The sequence below is a fragment of the Methylorubrum aminovorans genome, from assembly GCF_022179725.1.
GTDB classification, from domain to species: domain Bacteria; phylum Pseudomonadota; class Alphaproteobacteria; order Rhizobiales; family Beijerinckiaceae; genus Methylobacterium; species Methylobacterium aminovorans.
Genome location: NZ_BPRC01000003.1, coordinates 23,300 through 40,057, shown reverse-complemented (window position 1 = coordinate 40,057; position 16,758 = coordinate 23,300). Strand labels below are relative to the sequence as shown.

Annotated in this window: 10 protein-coding genes; 3 read left to right on the top strand and 7 right to left on the bottom strand. The window is 73.3% G+C overall.

Translation table 11 applies throughout. From position 1 onward, the window contains the following. Positions 1–247: 247 nt before the first annotated feature. Positions 248–739 carry a hypothetical protein gene (locus MFF24_RS06610; protein WP_238223378.1) on the bottom strand — a complete coding sequence of 164 codons (492 nt, stop codon included), beginning with the start codon at positions 737–739 and terminating at the stop codon, positions 248–250. A gap of 148 nt (positions 740–887) precedes the next feature. On the opposite strand from MFF24_RS06610, the gene MFF24_RS06605 reads away from it, so the two are divergent. After that, positions 888–1,460 (top strand): hypothetical protein, encoded by a 573-nt coding sequence (locus MFF24_RS06605; RefSeq protein ID WP_108938604.1) that lies wholly within the window; start codon positions 888–890, stop codon positions 1,458–1,460. 67 nt (positions 1,461–1,527) lie between these two features. On the opposite strand, the gene MFF24_RS06600 is transcribed toward MFF24_RS06605, so the two are convergent. From MFF24_RS06600 to MFF24_RS06580, 5 genes are all read right to left on the bottom strand, one after another. Further along, the gene (locus tag MFF24_RS06600; RefSeq protein ID WP_238223377.1) at positions 1,528–2,208 is read right to left on the bottom strand and encodes a response regulator transcription factor; all 681 of its coding nucleotides are present in this window, start codon (positions 2,206–2,208) and stop codon (positions 1,528–1,530) included. Beyond that, on the bottom strand, positions 2,205–3,416 hold the full coding sequence (locus MFF24_RS06595; RefSeq protein WP_238223375.1) for a sensor histidine kinase: 1,212 nt from the start codon (positions 3,414–3,416) through the stop codon (positions 2,205–2,207). The genes MFF24_RS06600 and MFF24_RS06595 overlap by 4 nt, the downstream gene beginning before the upstream one ends. 208 nt (positions 3,417–3,624) lie before the next feature. Further along, positions 3,625–4,962: an exopolysaccharide biosynthesis polyprenyl glycosylphosphotransferase gene (locus tag MFF24_RS06590; protein WP_238223373.1), complete on the bottom strand. Its 1,338-nt coding sequence runs from the start codon at positions 4,960–4,962 to the stop codon at positions 3,625–3,627. Positions 4,963–5,134: 172 nt separating this feature from the next. After that, a complete protein-coding gene (locus tag MFF24_RS06585) occupies positions 5,135–6,463 on the bottom strand; it encodes a glycosyltransferase family 4 protein (protein ID WP_238223367.1) in 1,329 nt (442 codons plus the stop codon). A gap of 3 nt (positions 6,464–6,466) precedes the next feature. Then, on the bottom strand, positions 6,467–7,276 hold the full coding sequence (locus MFF24_RS06580) for a WecB/TagA/CpsF family glycosyltransferase (RefSeq protein ID WP_238223366.1): 810 nt from the start codon (positions 7,274–7,276) through the stop codon (positions 6,467–6,469). Between the two features lie 533 nt (positions 7,277–7,809). On the opposite strand from MFF24_RS06580, the gene MFF24_RS06575 reads away from it, so the two are divergent. Both MFF24_RS06575 and MFF24_RS06570 read left to right on the top strand, forming a co-directional pair. After that, positions 7,810–9,006 (top strand): glycosyltransferase family 2 protein, encoded by a 1,197-nt coding sequence (locus tag MFF24_RS06575; protein WP_238223364.1) that lies wholly within the window; start codon positions 7,810–7,812, stop codon positions 9,004–9,006. After that, entirely contained in the window at positions 8,993–10,063 is a 1,071-nt protein-coding gene (locus MFF24_RS06570; protein WP_238223363.1) for a hypothetical protein, read from the top strand. Before MFF24_RS06575 ends, MFF24_RS06570 begins: the two co-directional genes overlap by 14 nt. Positions 10,064–10,109: 46 nt before the next feature. Here MFF24_RS06570 and MFF24_RS06565 read toward each other — a convergent pair whose 3' ends face one another. After that, positions 10,110–16,541, bottom strand: a complete 6,432-nt coding sequence (locus MFF24_RS06565; protein ID WP_238223362.1) for a type I polyketide synthase — start codon at positions 16,539–16,541, stop codon at positions 10,110–10,112. Positions 16,542–16,758: the final 217 nt, after the last annotated feature.

Here is a 16,758-nt window from a genome sequence, read left to right as displayed (position 1 = left end):
CCGCTCTCGTTTCGGGGGCGGTTGCGTCGGGGTGAGGGGACCGTCGCACCCCGCGGCGGGGATGTCAGGGTTAAAAAACCGTAACCGCGTGTCAGGAAAAACCGAACCACCGCCCCGAAAGGCGAACCCCGATGCGGGCATGCCACAGTGCCGCGCGCCGCGTTCGCGGTGACGGGATCGTCCGAAAGGCGGTGTGCGGTGCGAGGAGGACAGGGTCCCGGCCGCGCCTCTCCTTTCGGATGAGGCTTCAGGAGCGCAGCGCGTCCCGCGATGCCTCGCCCGCGGTCCAGCGCTCCACGAATCGCTCCCAGAGTGCCTGCGCCTCCAGTGCCGCGGGCCCCGGCTCCTCGATGTCGCAGGCCTCCCCGCGCGCGGCGCTGAGCGTCGCGTGGAACGCCGCCGCGTCGGCGCAGCCGAGGAGGAAGGCGCCGTCCTCGCCCAGGCTCAGGCAGACGACGCGCTCGGCCAGCACCGCGCGCGGCAGGCCCGTCAGCCCGCCGCAGACGTCGAGCTGCACCGCGCCGATCCCCTCGGACCCGATATTCGGGCAGGCGTCCCGCGCGAGGCCCGAGACGGAGGCGATCAGGAAACCGATGAGGTAGGGGTCGTTCAGGCTCTGCGGATTCTCCTCCCCCACCTGCCGCAGCGAGGCGTTGAAGGGTTGCAGCGAGGCCATCACGGCGGAGCGGGCACGGCGGCCGCGCCAGAGGTCGCAGAGGGCGGCGATGTGGCTGAACATGGTGCGGACACCCTGACGGGCGGCCTCGACGCCGCCTTCCCCTCCGCGATGTTCTGCTATGATGCCCCCGCCGGCCGCAGAGGTGATCCGGCGGGGGGTGATTCCCGTCCTCCCTGGACCGCATCCGGACCCGGGCCGAGCCAGCGCCATGCCTTCACGGCTTCCCCCCGCCCCGAACTTCCGCGCCGTCGAGAAGGCCGCCCCGGGCTTCGCCGAGCGCCAGCATCACATCCTGATGCAGATCGGCAATCTCGGCCTGAACTGGTCCAACAACGAGAGCATGTTCATCTATGTGCTGATGGTACTCCTCGATGTCGAGGAGGTCGATGCAGCGATCATCTTCTCGACCCTGAACACGACCCGCGCCCGGCTCGACCTCGTGCGCCGTCTCGCGACGGTGAAGCTTCGCGATGAGGCGGCGGCCCTCACGCTCAAGCGGCTGCTGCGCCGGTTCGAGGCGGCGACCCGGCTGCGCAACGAGTTCAATCACTGCATGTACAAGCTCAACGCCCAGGGCGAGATCACGCATACCCACCTGATGCGCCCGCACGAGGCGGGCGGGCGGCTGACGCTGGGCGAGTTGCGCGAGATGGACGAGGGCCGCGTCCAGGAGATCGTCGAGGCCAACCGCCAGCTCAAGCGGCTCAACCGCGACCTGTGGGACTTCCTGCCCCAGCTGCGCGCCGCGCTCGGCACGCGGGCCGAGCGCGGCGCGCCGTAACGGACTTCCCGAGCCTCGTCTTCTTCCGAAAGCCGGAGACCACCTTTCGGGACGATGCTTCTGAGCCTCAGGCGACGCTGTGGAGCCAGCCCCGCAGCACGGCGTACTGCACGATCTTGGCCCGGCTGCGCAGGTCGAGCTTCTCCGCGGCCCGGGCCTTGTAGGTCTCGATCGACTTCGAGGTGATCGCGAGCTTGGCCGCGATCTCCTTGTTCGTGTAGCCGAGGGCGACGAAGCGGATGATCTCCTCCTCGCGCACAGAGAGCGAGGCCATGAGGATGCGGCGCAGGTTGTCGCGCGCGGCGGGCACGATGCGCTCGGCCGCCAGATGCTGGCTCGCGACCATCGGATCGAGGTAGATGCCGCCGGCATGGACCGAGCGGATCGCGAGGAGGAGGTTGTCGCTCGTCGCGCGCTTGAGCACGTAGCCGCGCGCCCCCGCGGCGAGGGCCTGCTGCACGTAGAGCCGGTCCTCGTGGACGCTGAGCATGATCGTCGGCACCGGGTTCCGCTCGCCACTGAGCTTCGAAGCCAGGGTGATGCCGTTCATCTCCGGCATCGCGATGTCGAGGATGGCCAGATCCGGCTTGGCCTCGGCGACGACCTGCAGGGCGCGGGCTCCGCTCGTCGCGGTGGCGACCACCTCGATATCGTCGGTCTCGCCGATGAGGCTCGCCACTCCCGACAGGAACATCGGGTGATCGTCGGCGAGGACGACCCGAATTCTGCTTGGCTCGAAATCCGTCATATGCGCCTCCCTGGAGTGCCGATGCGGGCAACGAGGGTGGTGCCGGCTTCGGGGGAGGATTCGATCTCGAATTGTCCCCCGACCAGGCCCACCCGCTCCCGCATTCCGACGATGCCGAACTTTCCGTCCGCGACGAGCCGGGTGGTCGAGAGGTCGCCCTCCCGGCAGCCGACGCCGTCATCCTCGACGATGAGCGAGACCGCCTCGCCCTCGTATTGCAGCGCCACGCTCACCGTGGTCACGCCCGCCGCGTGCTTGGCGATGTTGGTGAGCGCTTCCTGGCACAGCCGGTAGAGGGTGATCTCCACGTCCGAGGCGAGGTCGGGCTCCCGGCCCGTGCAGCCGAAATCGGTCGCGACGCCGCTTCTCGCGCCCCAATCCGCGACGAGGCGGCGCAGCGCGACGCCGAGCCCGAAATCGTCGAGCGCGGTGGGACGCAGCTCGACGGCGATGCGGTGGAGTTCCTTCGACACCTCGTCGAGCTGCGCCCGCAGGCGCTGGATCTGCTCGCGCCCGGCGGCCGAGGCGACGTGCTTTTCCAGCGCGCCGATCCCCATGGCCAGCGCCGCGATGAATTGTCCGCTCTGGTCGTGAAGGTCTCGGGCGAGGCGCAGGCGCTCCTCGTGGCCGATGCGGTGGAGGCAGGTCAGGATCCGGTCCCGCTCGGGCTCCGCCCGCGCCGCGACGCCCGGCTCCTCCTCCGGCGCGGGATCGCTCCCGGGAAGGTGCATGAGGATGCAGCCGCCCTGCACGTCCTCCATCCAGGCCGCCCAGCAGCGGACGCGCAGCCGCCGCGATCCGACGCGAAGGTCCAGCACGCCCGACACCGGAAGCGCCGACCGGGCACAGAGCGCGAGATAGGAGGCGAGCCGCCGCGCCTCTTCCGAGCCGGGCGGAGCCAACCCCCCGCCCGGCAGGATCGCGGGCAGCCGGGCCGCGGCCGCGCGGTTGCGGCGGAGGAGGGTCCCGTCCCTGCGCAGCAGAAGGATCGGGTCCGCGATGGCCTCAAGGACGAGCATCGGCTGCGCTGACGGATCGGAGGGAGGGCGCGGGGAGAATCGGTCGCGGGAGGGCTCGCCGGTGTCGTGCCGAGGGGACTTGCAAGGAATTCGCCCCCTGTCCTCGCCGAACCGGGACGCGTCGACCGGCAATCGCCGCACCTCGCGCCGCACTTCGCTCCACAGATCGCGCATCACGTAGCGGGCCATGAACGCTCCAGGACTTCCGCGACACGGGCATGGCGTTTGCTGGTTGGTTGCGGACGAGTGCAACGCTTCCCGCCGGTCCGGTGTCGATCGAGCGCGAAGCTAGAACCGGCATTCCCGTCCTCGCAGACCGCCAAAGGGCGTAAGCCGCTCACCCTTCGGTGGGACGCGCGGCGGCGTTCGGCTGCGCTCGCGCAGGGTCCGTCCCGCCTCAGTAGGCGGTCTCGGAGGAGACCACTTCCCGGCAGGTCTGGAGGATGATCCGCAGATCGAACCAGAGGCTGCGGCGCTCGATATAGGTCAAGTCGAGCTCGATCCGGCGGCGCAGCGCCTCGTCCGTGCGCGTCTCGCCCCGGCAGCCGCAGACCTGCGCCCAGCCGGTGATGCCCGGTTTCACCTGATAACGGCGGTGATAGTCGGCGATGCGAAGCGCGAACTCGTCATCGTGGCCGAGGGCGTGCGGCCGGGGGCCGACGAGCGACATGTCACCCTTGAGCACGTTGAAGAGCTGCGGCAGCTCGTCCAGGCTCGTGCGGCGCAGGATGCGGCCGAGCGGCGTCACCCGCGGATCGTGCCGATAGGCCTGCACCAGGGCGGCGTTGCCGGGCTGCACCGTCATCGTCCGGAACTTGTAGATCTCGAAGGGCCGCCCGTGCAGGCCGCCGCGCATCTGCCGGAATAGGGCCGGCCCCTCCGAGGTCAGGCGGATCAGGACGGCGATGATGACGAGGAGCGGCGCGAGCAGCAGGCACAGCAGGCCGGCGCCGACGACATCGAAGGCGCGCTTGATCGCCTCCCCGTCGCCGGGCCGCGCGGCCCGCGCCTCGCCCGCGCTCCGCTCCGGCGGCGAGAGCCTCGGCAGGGGCCGCCGCCGGCCCCACTGGGCGTTCGGGCGCGCCTCCGGCAGCGCGCCCGGGGGCACCCGCTTCCGCCCGGCCGCGATCCGCCGGGGCGGAGCGGGCCGCGACGCGCCCTCCGCCGCCGTGCGGGCCGATGCCCCGGGGGGGCAGCCGGGGGCCGCGGCCTCGACGCCGCCCAGATCGCCGACGGCCTCGGGGGCCGGGGCGGCAAACGGGGCCTCACGCCCCAGCGCGCTTCGGCGCAGCAGGGCCGCGAGGGTGAAGCGCTGAGCCAGCAGCCCGGCCGGCCCCATCACCGCGAAGGTCGTGAGCCCGTCCTGGGCGGCGTCGAGGTGGATCTGCAGCCCGGCGGCCAGGAGCCAGGCGAGCGGCAGAAGGCAGGGCCAGATCAGGACCAGCGCCTTGAGCGCCAGGCGCGGGCGCGACGCGGCGTCGGCATCGTAGGCGCCGCACAGGGCCATCAGCGGCAGGGTGAAGGCGGTCGGAAAGGCCGCGATCGCCGCAAGCCGAAGCGGATCGGCCGTCTGCTCGGCCAGATGCGCGGCGCCCGCCTGGGCGAGCAGCGCCGTACCGATCAGCGCGAAGGCGTCGAGCGTGACGAGGACAGGATCGAATTGCCCGAACGCGTTCGGGCGGAGTTGGCTCCGTGGCGAGAAACTCGTCGAGTTTCCGATGACCTGCTCGCTCATGACCTGCCTCAACCTTCCTTGAGACGCTCAGGGATTGGCGTTGATCGGGATTTCTGGCACTCGACGAAAAAATATAGTTGCTTTCACCGACAGGTACTCAACCTCACGGCTGATTGTACTGAGCCTGCCCGCGTTTCTATTCAGGTCTTGGGCCTGCATTCGATGCGGATCGTCACGGCGTATCGAGAAGCTCCGCGGCCGGCAGGCGGCCGGCGGCGCGCCTCCCCGCCAGGGCGGCCCGGTTCTTCGCGTCGGCCTCGCGGAACAGGCCGATCAGGGTGCCGGCCAGGAGACGGCGGTCGTGCAGGCGCTCGACGCGCTCCCGCCCGACCGCGCCGCGGGCGGCGAGCGCGTCCGGCGCGGCGGACAGCGCCGACTCCATCGCCCGCATCAGCGCCCGCACGTCGCCGGGCGGGATCAGCCAGCCGCAGCTGTCGTCGAGGAGTTCGGGGATGCCGGCGACGCGGGTCGAGACGACGGGCCGGCCCAGGGCGAAGGCCTCCATGATGACCACGGGCAGCCCTTCGGCGAGGCTGGGCAGCAGCAGGGCGCGGCTCGCGGCGATCCGGTCGCGCACTTCGGCGTTGCTGGCCCAGCCGTGCAGGATCACCCGGTCCGCCACGTCGTGGCGCCGGCAGGCGGCCTCGACCTCGGCCCGGCTCTCGCCGTCGCCGATCAGGATCACCTTGAGGTCGGGATAGCGCCAGCGCAGGGCGGCCACCGCCGCCGGAATCGCCGCCTGCGCCTTGGCGGGGCAGAGACGCCCGACGCAGACGAAGGTCCGGTTGTCGGCCCGCGGAGGCTGCGGCGGCGCGAACTCCTCCAGCGCCAGCCCGCAGCGCGCGACGCGGATCTTGGCCGCATCCTCCGGCCGGGCCAGCCCCGCGAGCCGGTCGCGGCAATACTCGGAGATCGCGACGACGAACTGCGCGTGGGCGATCTTCTCGGCGAAGCCGAAGCGCTCGGGCGCCTCGAACTCGTCCGGCCCGTGGGTGGTGAAGCTGTAGCTCGGGCCGCCCATCCGCCGGGCCAGCATCGCCACGGTGGCGGCGTTGGTGGCGAAGTGGACGTGGATGTGGTCGATGCCCTCGGCCGCCGCGCGTCGACGCAGATAGGCCGCCTGGAGCAGGTAGGCGACGGGGCGCACCCATCCGTTGCGCGCGGCCCGGGCGAGCCGCATCCAGGGCCTGAGGCTGCGGGCGAGGCCGAGCGGGTTGAGCCCCGCTTCGAGCAGGGCGGCGGCGAGGAGCCCGGCGAGGTTGCGGGTGAGCAGGTAGTGCGTGGCGGTCGCCTCCGCCCGGTCGCGGGGATCGACCAGCGCCTGCGGCCAGGCCCGGATCGCGTAGCGCCGGATCCGGCATCCGAGGTGTTCGAGCGCCTCGATCTCGCGCCGGATGAAGGTCGTGCTCGGCAGCGGGTAGGTGTTCATCAGGTAGGCGACCTTCATGGCCGGGCTCCCTTCGAGCGATGGTCCGGGCGGGGCGGCGGACGGGAGCGGCATGGCTCAGTGCTCCGTCGGCCGCGGCAGGGCACGCCGCGCCGCGAGGCGGGCGGCGGCCTCCGCGAGGGCGAGGCGGGCGAGCGGGGCGACCCCGAACAGGTAGCGGCGCCAGAGCCGCCGCGGCTCGCCCGCGAGGCGGTGCAGCCATTCGATCCCCGCCCGCTGCATCCAGAGCGGGGCGCGGCGCTTGCGGCCGACGAGGAATTCGAGGGAGGCCCCCACGCAGAGGGCGGTGCCCCGCGCCGCCGGATCGAGGGAGGCCTGGAAGGCGATGCGCTCGGAGCGCGGGGCGCCGACGGCGATGAAGGTGAAGCGGGCCGTGCTGCCCGCGACGAAGGCGGCGCAGGCCGCGAACGCGGCCGGATCGCCGTCGATGTCGGGCGGGGCGGCCAGGATGTCGAACGCCACCTCCGGGAAGGCGGCGCGCATCTGCGCGGCCAGCGAGGGATGGGCCACCACGAGGGCGATCCTGTCGCTGGGGGCGATCACCGTGCGGAACAGGATCTCGGTCAGCGTCGAACCGGGCAGGTGCGGGAGCCCGCCGGGGATCAGCAGCCGCGAGAGGGCCGCGATCGGCTTGCTGTCGCACAGCGAGAGCCACGCGCCCTCGTAGAGCGGGGCGAGCGAGGGGTCGGCGCTGAGGCGGACCACGTGATCGACGTTGGGCGTGACGACGTAGCGGAACGGTGCCGGATCGAGGCCCGCGGGAGCCCGGGACAGCAGGGCGAGCACCTCGGCAGGCTCGAGGCTGTCGAAGGGTGCCTTCAGGAAGCGCTCACGCAGGCTGAGCGGGCTGACGAGACCGACGGGCATGGTTTCGGCTCCAGTGGATCCGAGCGTTGGCCGTCCGATCTGTCGATCCTTTCGGCGTTCAAGGCTCAGCCTGGAGCAAGTGCATGGGATGCAGCCGACCAGAAGTAAGCAAATAGATCTCCGATCCGGCCCCGCATACTTCCATTCACCAAAAATCAAACTTATATGACCTCGGAAATCAGGCGGTCAAAGTGTGAATACTCATCTTTCCCGATCATGGATGAGGGAACGCTCTGCACGGAGAGGTTGGAGAAACCCCCATATCCGTCTTTCGGAGGGGATCGTCGTCCCGGGGAGATCCTTGAGGCGGCCCTTGAAGCGACCCTTGCCGGCCACGCTGCGACACGACCTCAGGCCTAGGCGGTAGGGCCTGCGCCTTTCGGAGTTCCGGAAGGGGCATTGGCCCCCGGCACGGACCGGCGGAGGCTCGCCGTCGAGGGCGTCGCCCGGATCGGCGCCGTGCGCGCGGGGCGATGCACCGCGCTCCCTCGGAGGAACGCCGGAATGTCACACGAGACCACGCGAGGCCGCCGATGACCCTGGCCCTTGTCCTGCTGTCGGGCCTGCTCGGGCTCGCCTGCGCCCTCCTGGCGATTCCCGCGGCGGTGTTCGCCGCGGAGATCGCCGCCGCCCACCGCCGGCGCCCGCCCCCACCCTTGCCCCCGGTCGATCGCCCGGCGCTCGCCGTCCTCGTGCCGGCCCATGACGAGGAGCGCGATGTCGGCGCGGCGCTCGACAGCATCCGGGCGCAGCTGCGCCCGGGCGACCGGCTCGTCGTGGTGGCCGACAACTGCACGGACCGCACGGCGGAGATCGCCGGACAGGGCGGCGCCGAGGTGGTGGTGCGCTGCGACCCCTTCGCCTGCGGCAAGGGCTACGCCATGGATGCCGGCATCCGGCACCTCCAGGACGCCCCGCCGCCGATCGTGATCTTCGTCGATGCCGATTGCCTCCTCGCGGAGGGCACGCTCGACGCCCTCGCCCGCACGGCGCAGGAGCGGCGGCGCCCCGCCCAGGCGGTCTTCGTCAACCACGTCCCGCCCGGCGCCGGACCGGCCCACGCCGTCGCCCGCTTCGCCTACGTCCTGAAGAACGCCGTGCGGCCGCGGGGGCTGGCGGCCCTGGGCCTGCCCTGTCAGCTCACCGGGAGCGGCATGGCCTTTCCCTGGCCCGTCATCGCCGGGTCACGGCTCGCCAGCGGCGAGATCGTCGAGGATCTCAAGCTCGGCCTCGACTGCGCGCGGGCGGGGCATCCGCCGGTCCTGTGCGAGGCGGCGCGGGTGACGAGCGCCTTCCCGCTGACGGCGCGAGCCGTCGTCGATCAGCGCGAGCGCTGGCAGCGGGGCCACTTGGGCCAGATCGCCGCCGTGCTGCCCTCCCTCCTCGCCGGCCTGCGCCGGGCCGACCTCGCGCTGGTGGCGCAGGTGCTCGACGTGATGGTGCCGCCGCTGACGCTCCTGCTGGCGGCCAATCTCGCCCTGACGGCGGTCGCCGCGCTGGCGGCGCTGGCCGGCGCCTCGGCCGTGCCCCTGATGCTGGCTCTCGCCACCGTCGCGATCCTCGGCCTCGCCCTCGTGGCCGGCTGGCGGCTCGCCCGCGCCGCCGAGGGGTTCAGCTGCGGGCCGGCGGAGGTAGCGGCCTATCTCCTCGGCAATCTCTCCCTCTACCGGCGCCTCCTCGCGGGCAGGCCGCTCGGCTGGATCAGGACCGACCGCGGTGGCCTGTCGTGAGCGCCGCGGCGCGCGCCTGCGCCGCCTCGCCGCCGTCGGCCTCCTCGCCGTGAGCGCCGTCCCGTCCCGCGCGGAGGAGGCGGCGCCGCGCCGCGTCTTCGTCTCGGGGCACAGCCTCGTCGACCGGCCTCTGCCCGACGACCTCGCGCGGATCTCGGCGAGCCTGGGCCGGCCGCTGACCTGGGCGCGGCGGCACGCCTCGGGCTCGACCATCGCCCAGCGCGCCTGCCGGGGGGAGACGCCCGCCATCGACGAGACTTCCGGCCCCGGGGCGGCGGACGCCCCCTACGACACCCTGGTCGTGACCGAGCAGCACGACCTGATGGGTGCCGTGCTGTGGAACGACACGGTCGGCGAACTCGCCCGGCTGCACGATTGCTTCGCCGCCCGCAATCCGGGCCTCGCGACGTGGTTCTACGTGCCCTGGATCTCCCTCGACGACAAGCGCGACCCGGCGAACTGGCTGGCCTACGAACGGGCGGCCGCGCCGCTCTGGCGCTGCGTCGTCGCGGCGGCCAACCGGCGCTCGGCCGCCGCGCGGGCGGGCAACCGCATCCGCGTGATCCCGGCCGCCTCCGCGCTGGCGACGCTGGTCGAATCCGCCGCGGACCGGCCCCCGCCTCCCGGACGGCGGGCCGGGGGCGCCGGCGAGGCCGCGGCCCGGCTGATCGAGGATCAGGTCCACCCCACGCGGCTCGGCGCCTACGCCCTCGCGCTCCTCGTCGAGGCCGCCACGACCGGGCGGCCCCCGCGCAGGGCCTGGGCGCCGGAGGGCGTCGCGCCGGAGACGGCCGAGGCCCTCCAGATCTTCGCCGGAGACGCGGCGGCCGCCGCAGCGGGGGAGCCGGAACCCGATTCGGACGCCTGCGCGAAGCGGCTGCAGGTCCAGGCGACCGGTCTATTCTGGCCCTACATGGAGCGGGCGATGTGGCGCCCTCAGGCGGGCTTCGTCGAGGCGCGCCGCGAACTCTGGAGCAAGGCGCTGCGCTGGCGCTGGAAGATGTGGCGCGAGCCGGACTGGACGCCCTTCGCCCCGCCCCCGGACGGACGCGGCTGACGAGGCCTCCGTCCCCCGATTACAGGATCGGGGGACGCGGTCCCGCTCAGGCGTGCATCACCGCGGCTTCGGCCTCGGCGAGGTGGCGGCGCATCCGGGCGGCGAGCACCCGGACGTTGGGCTCCAGCACCATGCCGTCGTGGTCGCCCGACACCTGCACGATGGAGAGGTCCGGCAGGTAGGGCGACCAGCCGTTGTCCTCGCGGATCAGCGCGCGGTTGGCGTCGAGCCGGCGCCCGCCGGAGAGCCGGTGGAGCACCTGCACCTGCGGCCGGTAGAGGATCACCCGGCCGGGATAGGGATGCAGCACCAGCCGGTCGAGGGCGCGGCGGAAGGCGGCCTCGATGGCGTCGTTGTGGAAATGCTCGGACCCGGCCTCCCGCGGCGCGGCCATGCGCTCGCGCAGGCGCATCGCCTCCCAGCGGGCGCGGCGGCGCAGCCACTCGGCGAGGAAGCCGCCGCCCTTGGCCCGGAATTCCTGCGCCTTCATGGTGAGACGGTCGGTCACCGAGAGCGTCACGCGCTGGGGCACCGGCGTGTCAAGGAGCAGCACGGCCGCGACCTCCTCGCCCTCCTCGCGCAGGCGCCGGGCCATGGCCATAGCGGCGAGCCCACCGCCGGAGAAGCCGCCGAGCAGGTAGGGGCCGCGGGGCTGCACCGCGCGGATCTCCGCGCAGTAGTCGCGCGCCATCTCCTCGAAGGTCTCGTGCGGCGCGTGCTCGCCGTAGAGCCCCCGCGCCTGCAGGCAGTAGACCGGTCGCTCCGCGCCGATCTGCAGCGCGAGGTGGCGCAGGTTGAGCACGTTGCCGAACATGCCGGCGCAGAGGAAGAACGGGGTGCGCGCGACGTCCGCCCGCACCTGCATGGGTACCACGTGCAGCCATTTCGCGGCGGCGCCCGCCGCCTCCTTCGGGGCCGGCTCGGCGCCGGAATACGAGGCGGACGCGTCGGGCCGGTCGCCGAGCAGGGCCGCGAAGGCGGCGATGGTGGGCGCCTCGAACAGCACCGAGATCGGCAGGTCGGCGGCGAAGCGCTCGCGCACCTTGCGCAACAGCCGGACGGCGATGAGCGAGTGGCCGCCGACCTCGAAGAAATTGTCCTCGATCCCGACCCGGGCGATGCCGAGCAGCTCGGTCCAGAAGCCCACCAGCGCCCGCTCGGTCTCGGTGCGCGGGGCGAGGTAGGCCGCCTCGCTCTCGGGCCGGTCGAACAGGGAGGGGCGCGGGGTGGAATCGGCCGGCGGCGCGGCGGCGCGAGCGCGGAGCACGCCGAGATCCATCGAGCTGACGACGACCTGCGGCCGCCCGGCTCCCAGCGCCCGGAACAGGGCCTCGACCCCCTCCTCCGGCCGGATGCCCTGGCGCACGAGGGCGGCAAGCGCCTGCGCCGTGGCTCCGGAGGTCTGGGGCGCCTCCGTGCGCGGCGGCGCGAACTCGATCCCCGGCCCGGAGCCCTCCAGCGTGACGCCGCCCGCAAGGCGGCGCACCGTGAAGCCCTCGATCTCCAGCACCGGTGCGCCGGCGGCATCGCTGATGCCGATGTCGAAGCTCGCGAAGCCCTCGCCCTCGGTCTCGGTGAGACGGATGCGGCTCGTCACCTCGGCGGGCAGCGGGCCGTGCACCCGCAGGCGGCGATAGGTGACCGGCACCCAGAGCGCCGCGGACGCGTCGTAGCCCGGCACGAGCGCCATGGCGCAGCCTGTGGCGATGTCGAGCAGCGCCGGATGCAGCAGGAAGCCCGCTTCGAGGTCGGCGCGGTGGGCCGGATCGAGGGCGAGGTGGGCGGTCGCCGTGCCCTCGGAGATGGCGAGGCTGCGCAGCACCCGCCAGCGCGGCCCGAAGCGCAGATGCGCCTCCTGCACCGAGGGGATGGCCGGGGGCAGAGCCTCCGACGGCGCGGGAGCGGCGCCACGCGGCACGGCGCCGGGCAGGAGGCGGATGCGCCCCTGCGCGTGGCGGCGGAAGCCGGTCCGGCCCCCGGCGCTCACGAGGCTGCGCAAGTCGAGGCGGAAGCCCTCGCCCTGCGGCTCCAGGCGCAGCTGCACCCGGACGCTCTGCCCGTCGGGGACGTGGAGCGGGCGCAGGAAGACGAGATCCTCCAGGGCGAAGCCGCTCTCGACGCCGTGCTCGAGCAGGGCCTGAGCCGCGATCTCGAGATAGCCGGTGCCCGGCCAGATCGCCTCGCCCGAGGCCATCCGGTGCTCGTCGAGCACCCAGGCGGCGCGCCCCTCGGCCGCGCTCCAGACCCCTTCTAGGCAGTGGCCGCCGGCGCCGTCCTCGGCCCAGGCGCCGAAGAGCGGCCCGCGCGGGGCCGGCCGCTGCGGCAGGGCGCGGACCGGCGCGACGGCGCGGGCGGCGAGCCCGATCTCGTTCCAGATGCCCCAGTGGATCGCCACCGTGCGGCAGTTGTCGCGCCGCGCCTGCGCTTCCGCGAAGGCGTTGAGGTAGGCGTTGGCCGCCACGTAATCGACCTGGCCCGCCGGGGCCGTGTCGGCGCTGGTCGAGGAGAACAGCACGAACAGGTCGAGGGGGTCCTCGCGAGTCAGGGCGTGGAGGTTGCGCGTGCCGTGGATCTTCGGGGCGAGCACCGCCTCGATCTCGGCCTCATCCTTGAGGGCGACGAGCCCGTCGCGCACGAGGCCGGCGGCGTGGATCACGCCGTTGATCGGTCCGAAGGCGGCGCGCGCCTCGGCGATCACCGCCTCCAGTTCCTCCGGATTGCTGATGTCGGCGCCGCCGTAGAGCACCTGGGCGCCGAGCGCCTCGAGCCCGCGGATGCGGGCGATCGCCCGCCCCGTCCGCCCCTGGCCGCCATGCACCCGCAGGAGGTCGTCCCACAGCGCCCGCTCGGGCAGGATCGTGCGCCCCACGAGCACGAGCCGCGCCCGGTAGCGCCGGGCCAGGGCCTCGCAGACCACCCCGGCGATGTCGCCGAGGCCGCCGGTGACGAGGTAGACGCCGCCCTCGCGGAAGCCCGCCGCGCCCTCCTGCGCCGGATCGAGGGCGAGCGGTGCGAAATCCAGGCTCCAGCGCCGATCGCGGTGGTAGGCGACGGTCTCGGTGGCCGGCTCGGCCATCAGGTCGTCCCACAGCCTCTCGAGGTCGCCGGAGGCTTCGGCCCGTGGACCGGCCGCCCGCTTCCATCCGGACCGGGCGGCGAGGTCGAGCCCGTCCACGTCGATGGTGCGGATCGTGACGCCCGGCATCTCCTTCGGAATGACGAGGGCCGGCCCGAGCACCGTCGCCTTGTCCGGCTGAGCCGGGACGCGGTCGCCCACCGCCTGAACCCCCTCCGTCACGACCGTCGCGTGAAGGGCCGCCTCGCCCATCGCCTGCATCAGGCCGACGAGGCAGGAGAACCCGCGCTCCAGGATGTGGTGGAACGGGCTGGAGCCCGGCCGGACGCGCTCCTCGCGCGTCAGCAGCCAGAGGTGGAGAAGGCGGTCGGGCAGCCGGCCGTCGGCGTCGAGCGCCTGGACCAGCGCCTCGTAGCCGGGCCGGCCGTCCTCGGGGCAGAGTGCATAGAGTTCCGCCCCGCGCCGGCCGAACAGGTCGCCGGGCACCACCTCGGTCACCCGTTGACCGGCCGCGCGCAGCCGCGCGACGAGGGCCTGCCCGACCGGCTCCTCGTCGCGGAAGACGAGCCAAGTGCGGGGCACCGCCTCGGCCTCGGCCTCCAAGGCCGCCGCCGATTGCCGCCAGACCGGCCGGTAGCCCCAGGCCGCGATGTCGGCCCGCTTCTCAGGGAGAGCCTCGGCCGCGCCGGGGCTCGTGCGCGCCACGGCGTCGAGGAAGTAGCGCTGGTGCTGGAACGGGTAGGTCGGCAGCGCCACCCGGCGGCAGTCGCGGCCCTGCCAGAGCATCCCCGGATCGAGGGCGAGTCCGGTCGTCCAGGCCCGGCCGAAGGCCGCGAGGAAGGCGAGGCGGGCATCCGTCGCCTCGTCGGCATGGGGCAGGCTGTTGAGGATGGCGTTGGCGGGAATCGTCCCTGGTGCCTTGGCGAGCGAGGTGAGGGTGCGGCCGGGGCCGACCTCGACGTAGACGCGGCCCCGGTCGGCGGCGAGCAGGGCGAGGCCGTCGGCGAAGCGCACCGTCGAGCGCAGATGCGCGACCCAATAGAGCGGGTCGCAGGCCTGCGCCTCGGTGAGCCACGTGCCGGTGAGATTGGAGACGATGGGGATCGTCGGCGGGCGCAGCCTGAGCGTGCGCAGATAGGCTTCAAAACGCGGCAGGATCGGATCGAGCATCCGCGAATGGGCGGCGATGCTGATCGCCACCGGGGCGGTCTCGACGCCCTCCGCCTTCAGCCTCTCGCCGAAGGCCGCGAGCGCGTCGGAGGGGCCGGAGACGACGCAGAGCGCCGGCCCGTTCACCGAGGCGAGGTCGAGGGTGTCGGGAAGGCGAGCCCGGAGCGCCTCGGCGCCGAGGGCGACGCTGAGCATGCCGCCGGCCGGTACCGTGTCGAACAACTCGCCGCGCAGCCGCACGAGGCCGAACGCCTCCCGGAAGGTCATGATCCCGGCGACGCAGGCGGCGGCGTTCTCGCCCATGGAATGGCCGATCAGCGCCGCGGGCCTGAGGCCGCGGGCCTGCCAGAGCCGGGCGAGGGCGACCTCGCAGATCAGGATCGCTGGTAGCTGGCGCGAGGGGCGCAGCAGCCAAGACGCGGCCTCCGGCGTGCGCGATTCGACCCCGAGCCAGTGGGCGCGGATCTCGGCGGAGGCTTCCGGGGCGAGGTAGCCCAACCCCTCGTCCACCGCGGCGCGGAAGACCGGCTCGCCCTCGTAGAGGCCGCGCGCCATGCCGGGATGCTGCGCGCCGCCGCCCGGGAACAGGAAGGCCGCGCCCGATGCCTCCGGCATGAGGGTGTGGCTGTGCACGCGCCGCCCGTCGGCGCCGGTGAGCAGCGCGACCGCCTCTTCCCGGCTCCCTGCCGCCAGCACCCGGCGGTGCTCGAAATGGCGCCGGCCGCTCCACAGGGTGTAGGCCGCGTCTGCGAGCGAGAGGTCGGGCCGGCGCTCCAGTTCGGCCCCGAGCGCGCGGCCCGCCTCGTCGAGCGCCGCGCGGCTGCGGGCGGAGAGCACGATGAGTTCCGGCCCCTCCGCTCCGGCGGCCGGACGGGCGCGGGCAGCGGGGGCCGCCTCCAGGATGGCGTGCGCGTTGGTGCCGCCGACGCCGAGGGCGTTGACGGCGGCCCGGCGCGGGCCGGCGCCGCGGGGCCAGGGGGTGAGCCTGTCGGCGACGGTGAAGGGGCTGCCGGCGAAGTCGATCGCCGGGTTCGGCCGCTCGAAGCCGAGGCTCGCGGGGATCTCCCCGTGGCGCAGGGCGAGCAGCGCCTTGATGAGGCCGACGATGCCCGCGGCGGTGTCGAGATGGCCGATATTGGTCTTCACCGAGCCGACCCGGCAGAAGCCGGTGCGGCCGGTGCTCTGGCGGAAGGCCTGGGTCAGCGCCGCGATCTCGATCGGGTCGCCGAGATAGGTGCCGGTGCCGTGGCACTCGACGTACTGGATCGAGTCGGCGTCGATTCCGGCAAGGCCCTGCGCCTCGACGATGGCCCGGGCCTGCCCGTCGATGCTGGGAGCGAGGTAGCCCGCCTTGCCGGCGCCGTCGTTGTTGATCGCGGTCGCCTTGATGATCCCCTGGATGGGATCGCCGTCGCGCAGGGCGTCGGCGAGGCGGCGCAGCGCGACCACGCCGACGCCGGAGCCGAACACCGTGCCGGCGGCGCGGTGGTCGAAGGCGCGGCAGACGCCGTCGGGCGCCAGGATCTCGCCCTCCTGGGCGAGGTAGCCGCGGCGGTGCGGGAGCTCGATGGTGACGCCGCCGGCCAGCGCCATGTCGCATTCGCGGGCGAGCAGGCTCTGGCAGGCCGAGTGGACCGCCACCAGCGAGGTCGAGCAGGCGGTCTGCACGTTCACGCTCGGTCCCTTCAGGTCGAACAGGAACGAGGCCCGCGTGGTGAGGAAGTCCTTGTCGTTGCCGGTGTGGCGCAGCAGGAACAGGCCGGTCTCCTCGACCAGTTCCCGGTGGCTCAGCACGTTGTCGTAGAAGTAGCTGCCCATGCCGCAGCCGGCGAAGACGCCGACGGGGCCGGCCTCGCGCTCCGGCGGTCGGGCGGCGGACTCCATCGCCTCCCAGGCGCATTCGAGGAAGTGGCGGTGCTGCGGGTCCATCACCGCGGCCTCCTTCGGGCTCATCCCGAAGAAGCCGGCATCGAAGCCTTCCATGTCGGGCAGGTCGGCGCAGACGGCCACGTAGTTCGGCAGCCGCGAGCGGGCGGGCGATTCGCCGGCCGCGTCCAGTTCCTCCAGCGTCAGCGGGCGGATCGAGCTGACGCCGCCGCGCAGGTTCTCCCAGAATTCGCGGGTATTTCGGGCGCCCGGCACCCGCAGGGCCATGCCGATCACGGCGATGTCGGTCTCCGAAATCTCGGCTTCGGTGGCGGCGAAGGCGGAGGGTGGTGGGGAGACGGTCATGGAACGGTCGAGCCCTCTTGCGGCACGGTCTGGCAGCCCCGGCGGGCGGCGCGCGTACCGCTCAGGCTAGCCAGGGGCGGAAGCCGGCCGCCATCCGGCCAAAACGAGGGGCCGCCCGTCCGTCCGGCGGCACCCCCTCCCCTCCGGAAGGCGTAGCGGTTGCTCGATTGGCGGCGTGGAGCCGGATGCGCGGCAGGCCTTAGACCTTCGGGCGTCA

Bases quoted from the DNA above. Each gene is read 5' to 3' on its own strand.
- MFF24_RS06610 (WP_238223378.1), bottom strand. From the start codon at position 739: ATGTTCAGCCACATCGCCGCCCTCTGCGACCTCTGGCGCGGCCGCCGT.
- MFF24_RS06605 (WP_108938604.1), top strand. From the start codon at position 888: ATGCCTTCACGGCTTCCCCCCGCCCCGAACTTCCGCGCCGTCGAGAAG.
- MFF24_RS06600 (WP_238223377.1), bottom strand. From the start codon at position 2,208: ATGACGGATTTCGAGCCAAGCAGAATTCGGGTCGTCCTCGCCGACGAT.
- MFF24_RS06595 (WP_238223375.1), bottom strand. From the start codon at position 3,416: ATGGCCCGCTACGTGATGCGCGATCTGTGGAGCGAAGTGCGGCGCGAG.
- MFF24_RS06590 (WP_238223373.1), bottom strand. From the start codon at position 4,962: ATGAGCGAGCAGGTCATCGGAAACTCGACGAGTTTCTCGCCACGGAGC.
- MFF24_RS06585 (WP_238223367.1), bottom strand. From the start codon at position 6,463: ATGCCGCTCCCGTCCGCCGCCCCGCCCGGACCATCGCTCGAAGGGAGC.
- MFF24_RS06580 (WP_238223366.1), bottom strand. From the start codon at position 7,276: ATGCCCGTCGGTCTCGTCAGCCCGCTCAGCCTGCGTGAGCGCTTCCTG.
- MFF24_RS06575 (WP_238223364.1), top strand. From the start codon at position 7,810: ATGACCCTGGCCCTTGTCCTGCTGTCGGGCCTGCTCGGGCTCGCCTGC.
- MFF24_RS06565 (WP_238223362.1), bottom strand. From the start codon at position 16,541: ATGACCGTCTCCCCACCACCCTCCGCCTTCGCCGCCACCGAAGCCGAG.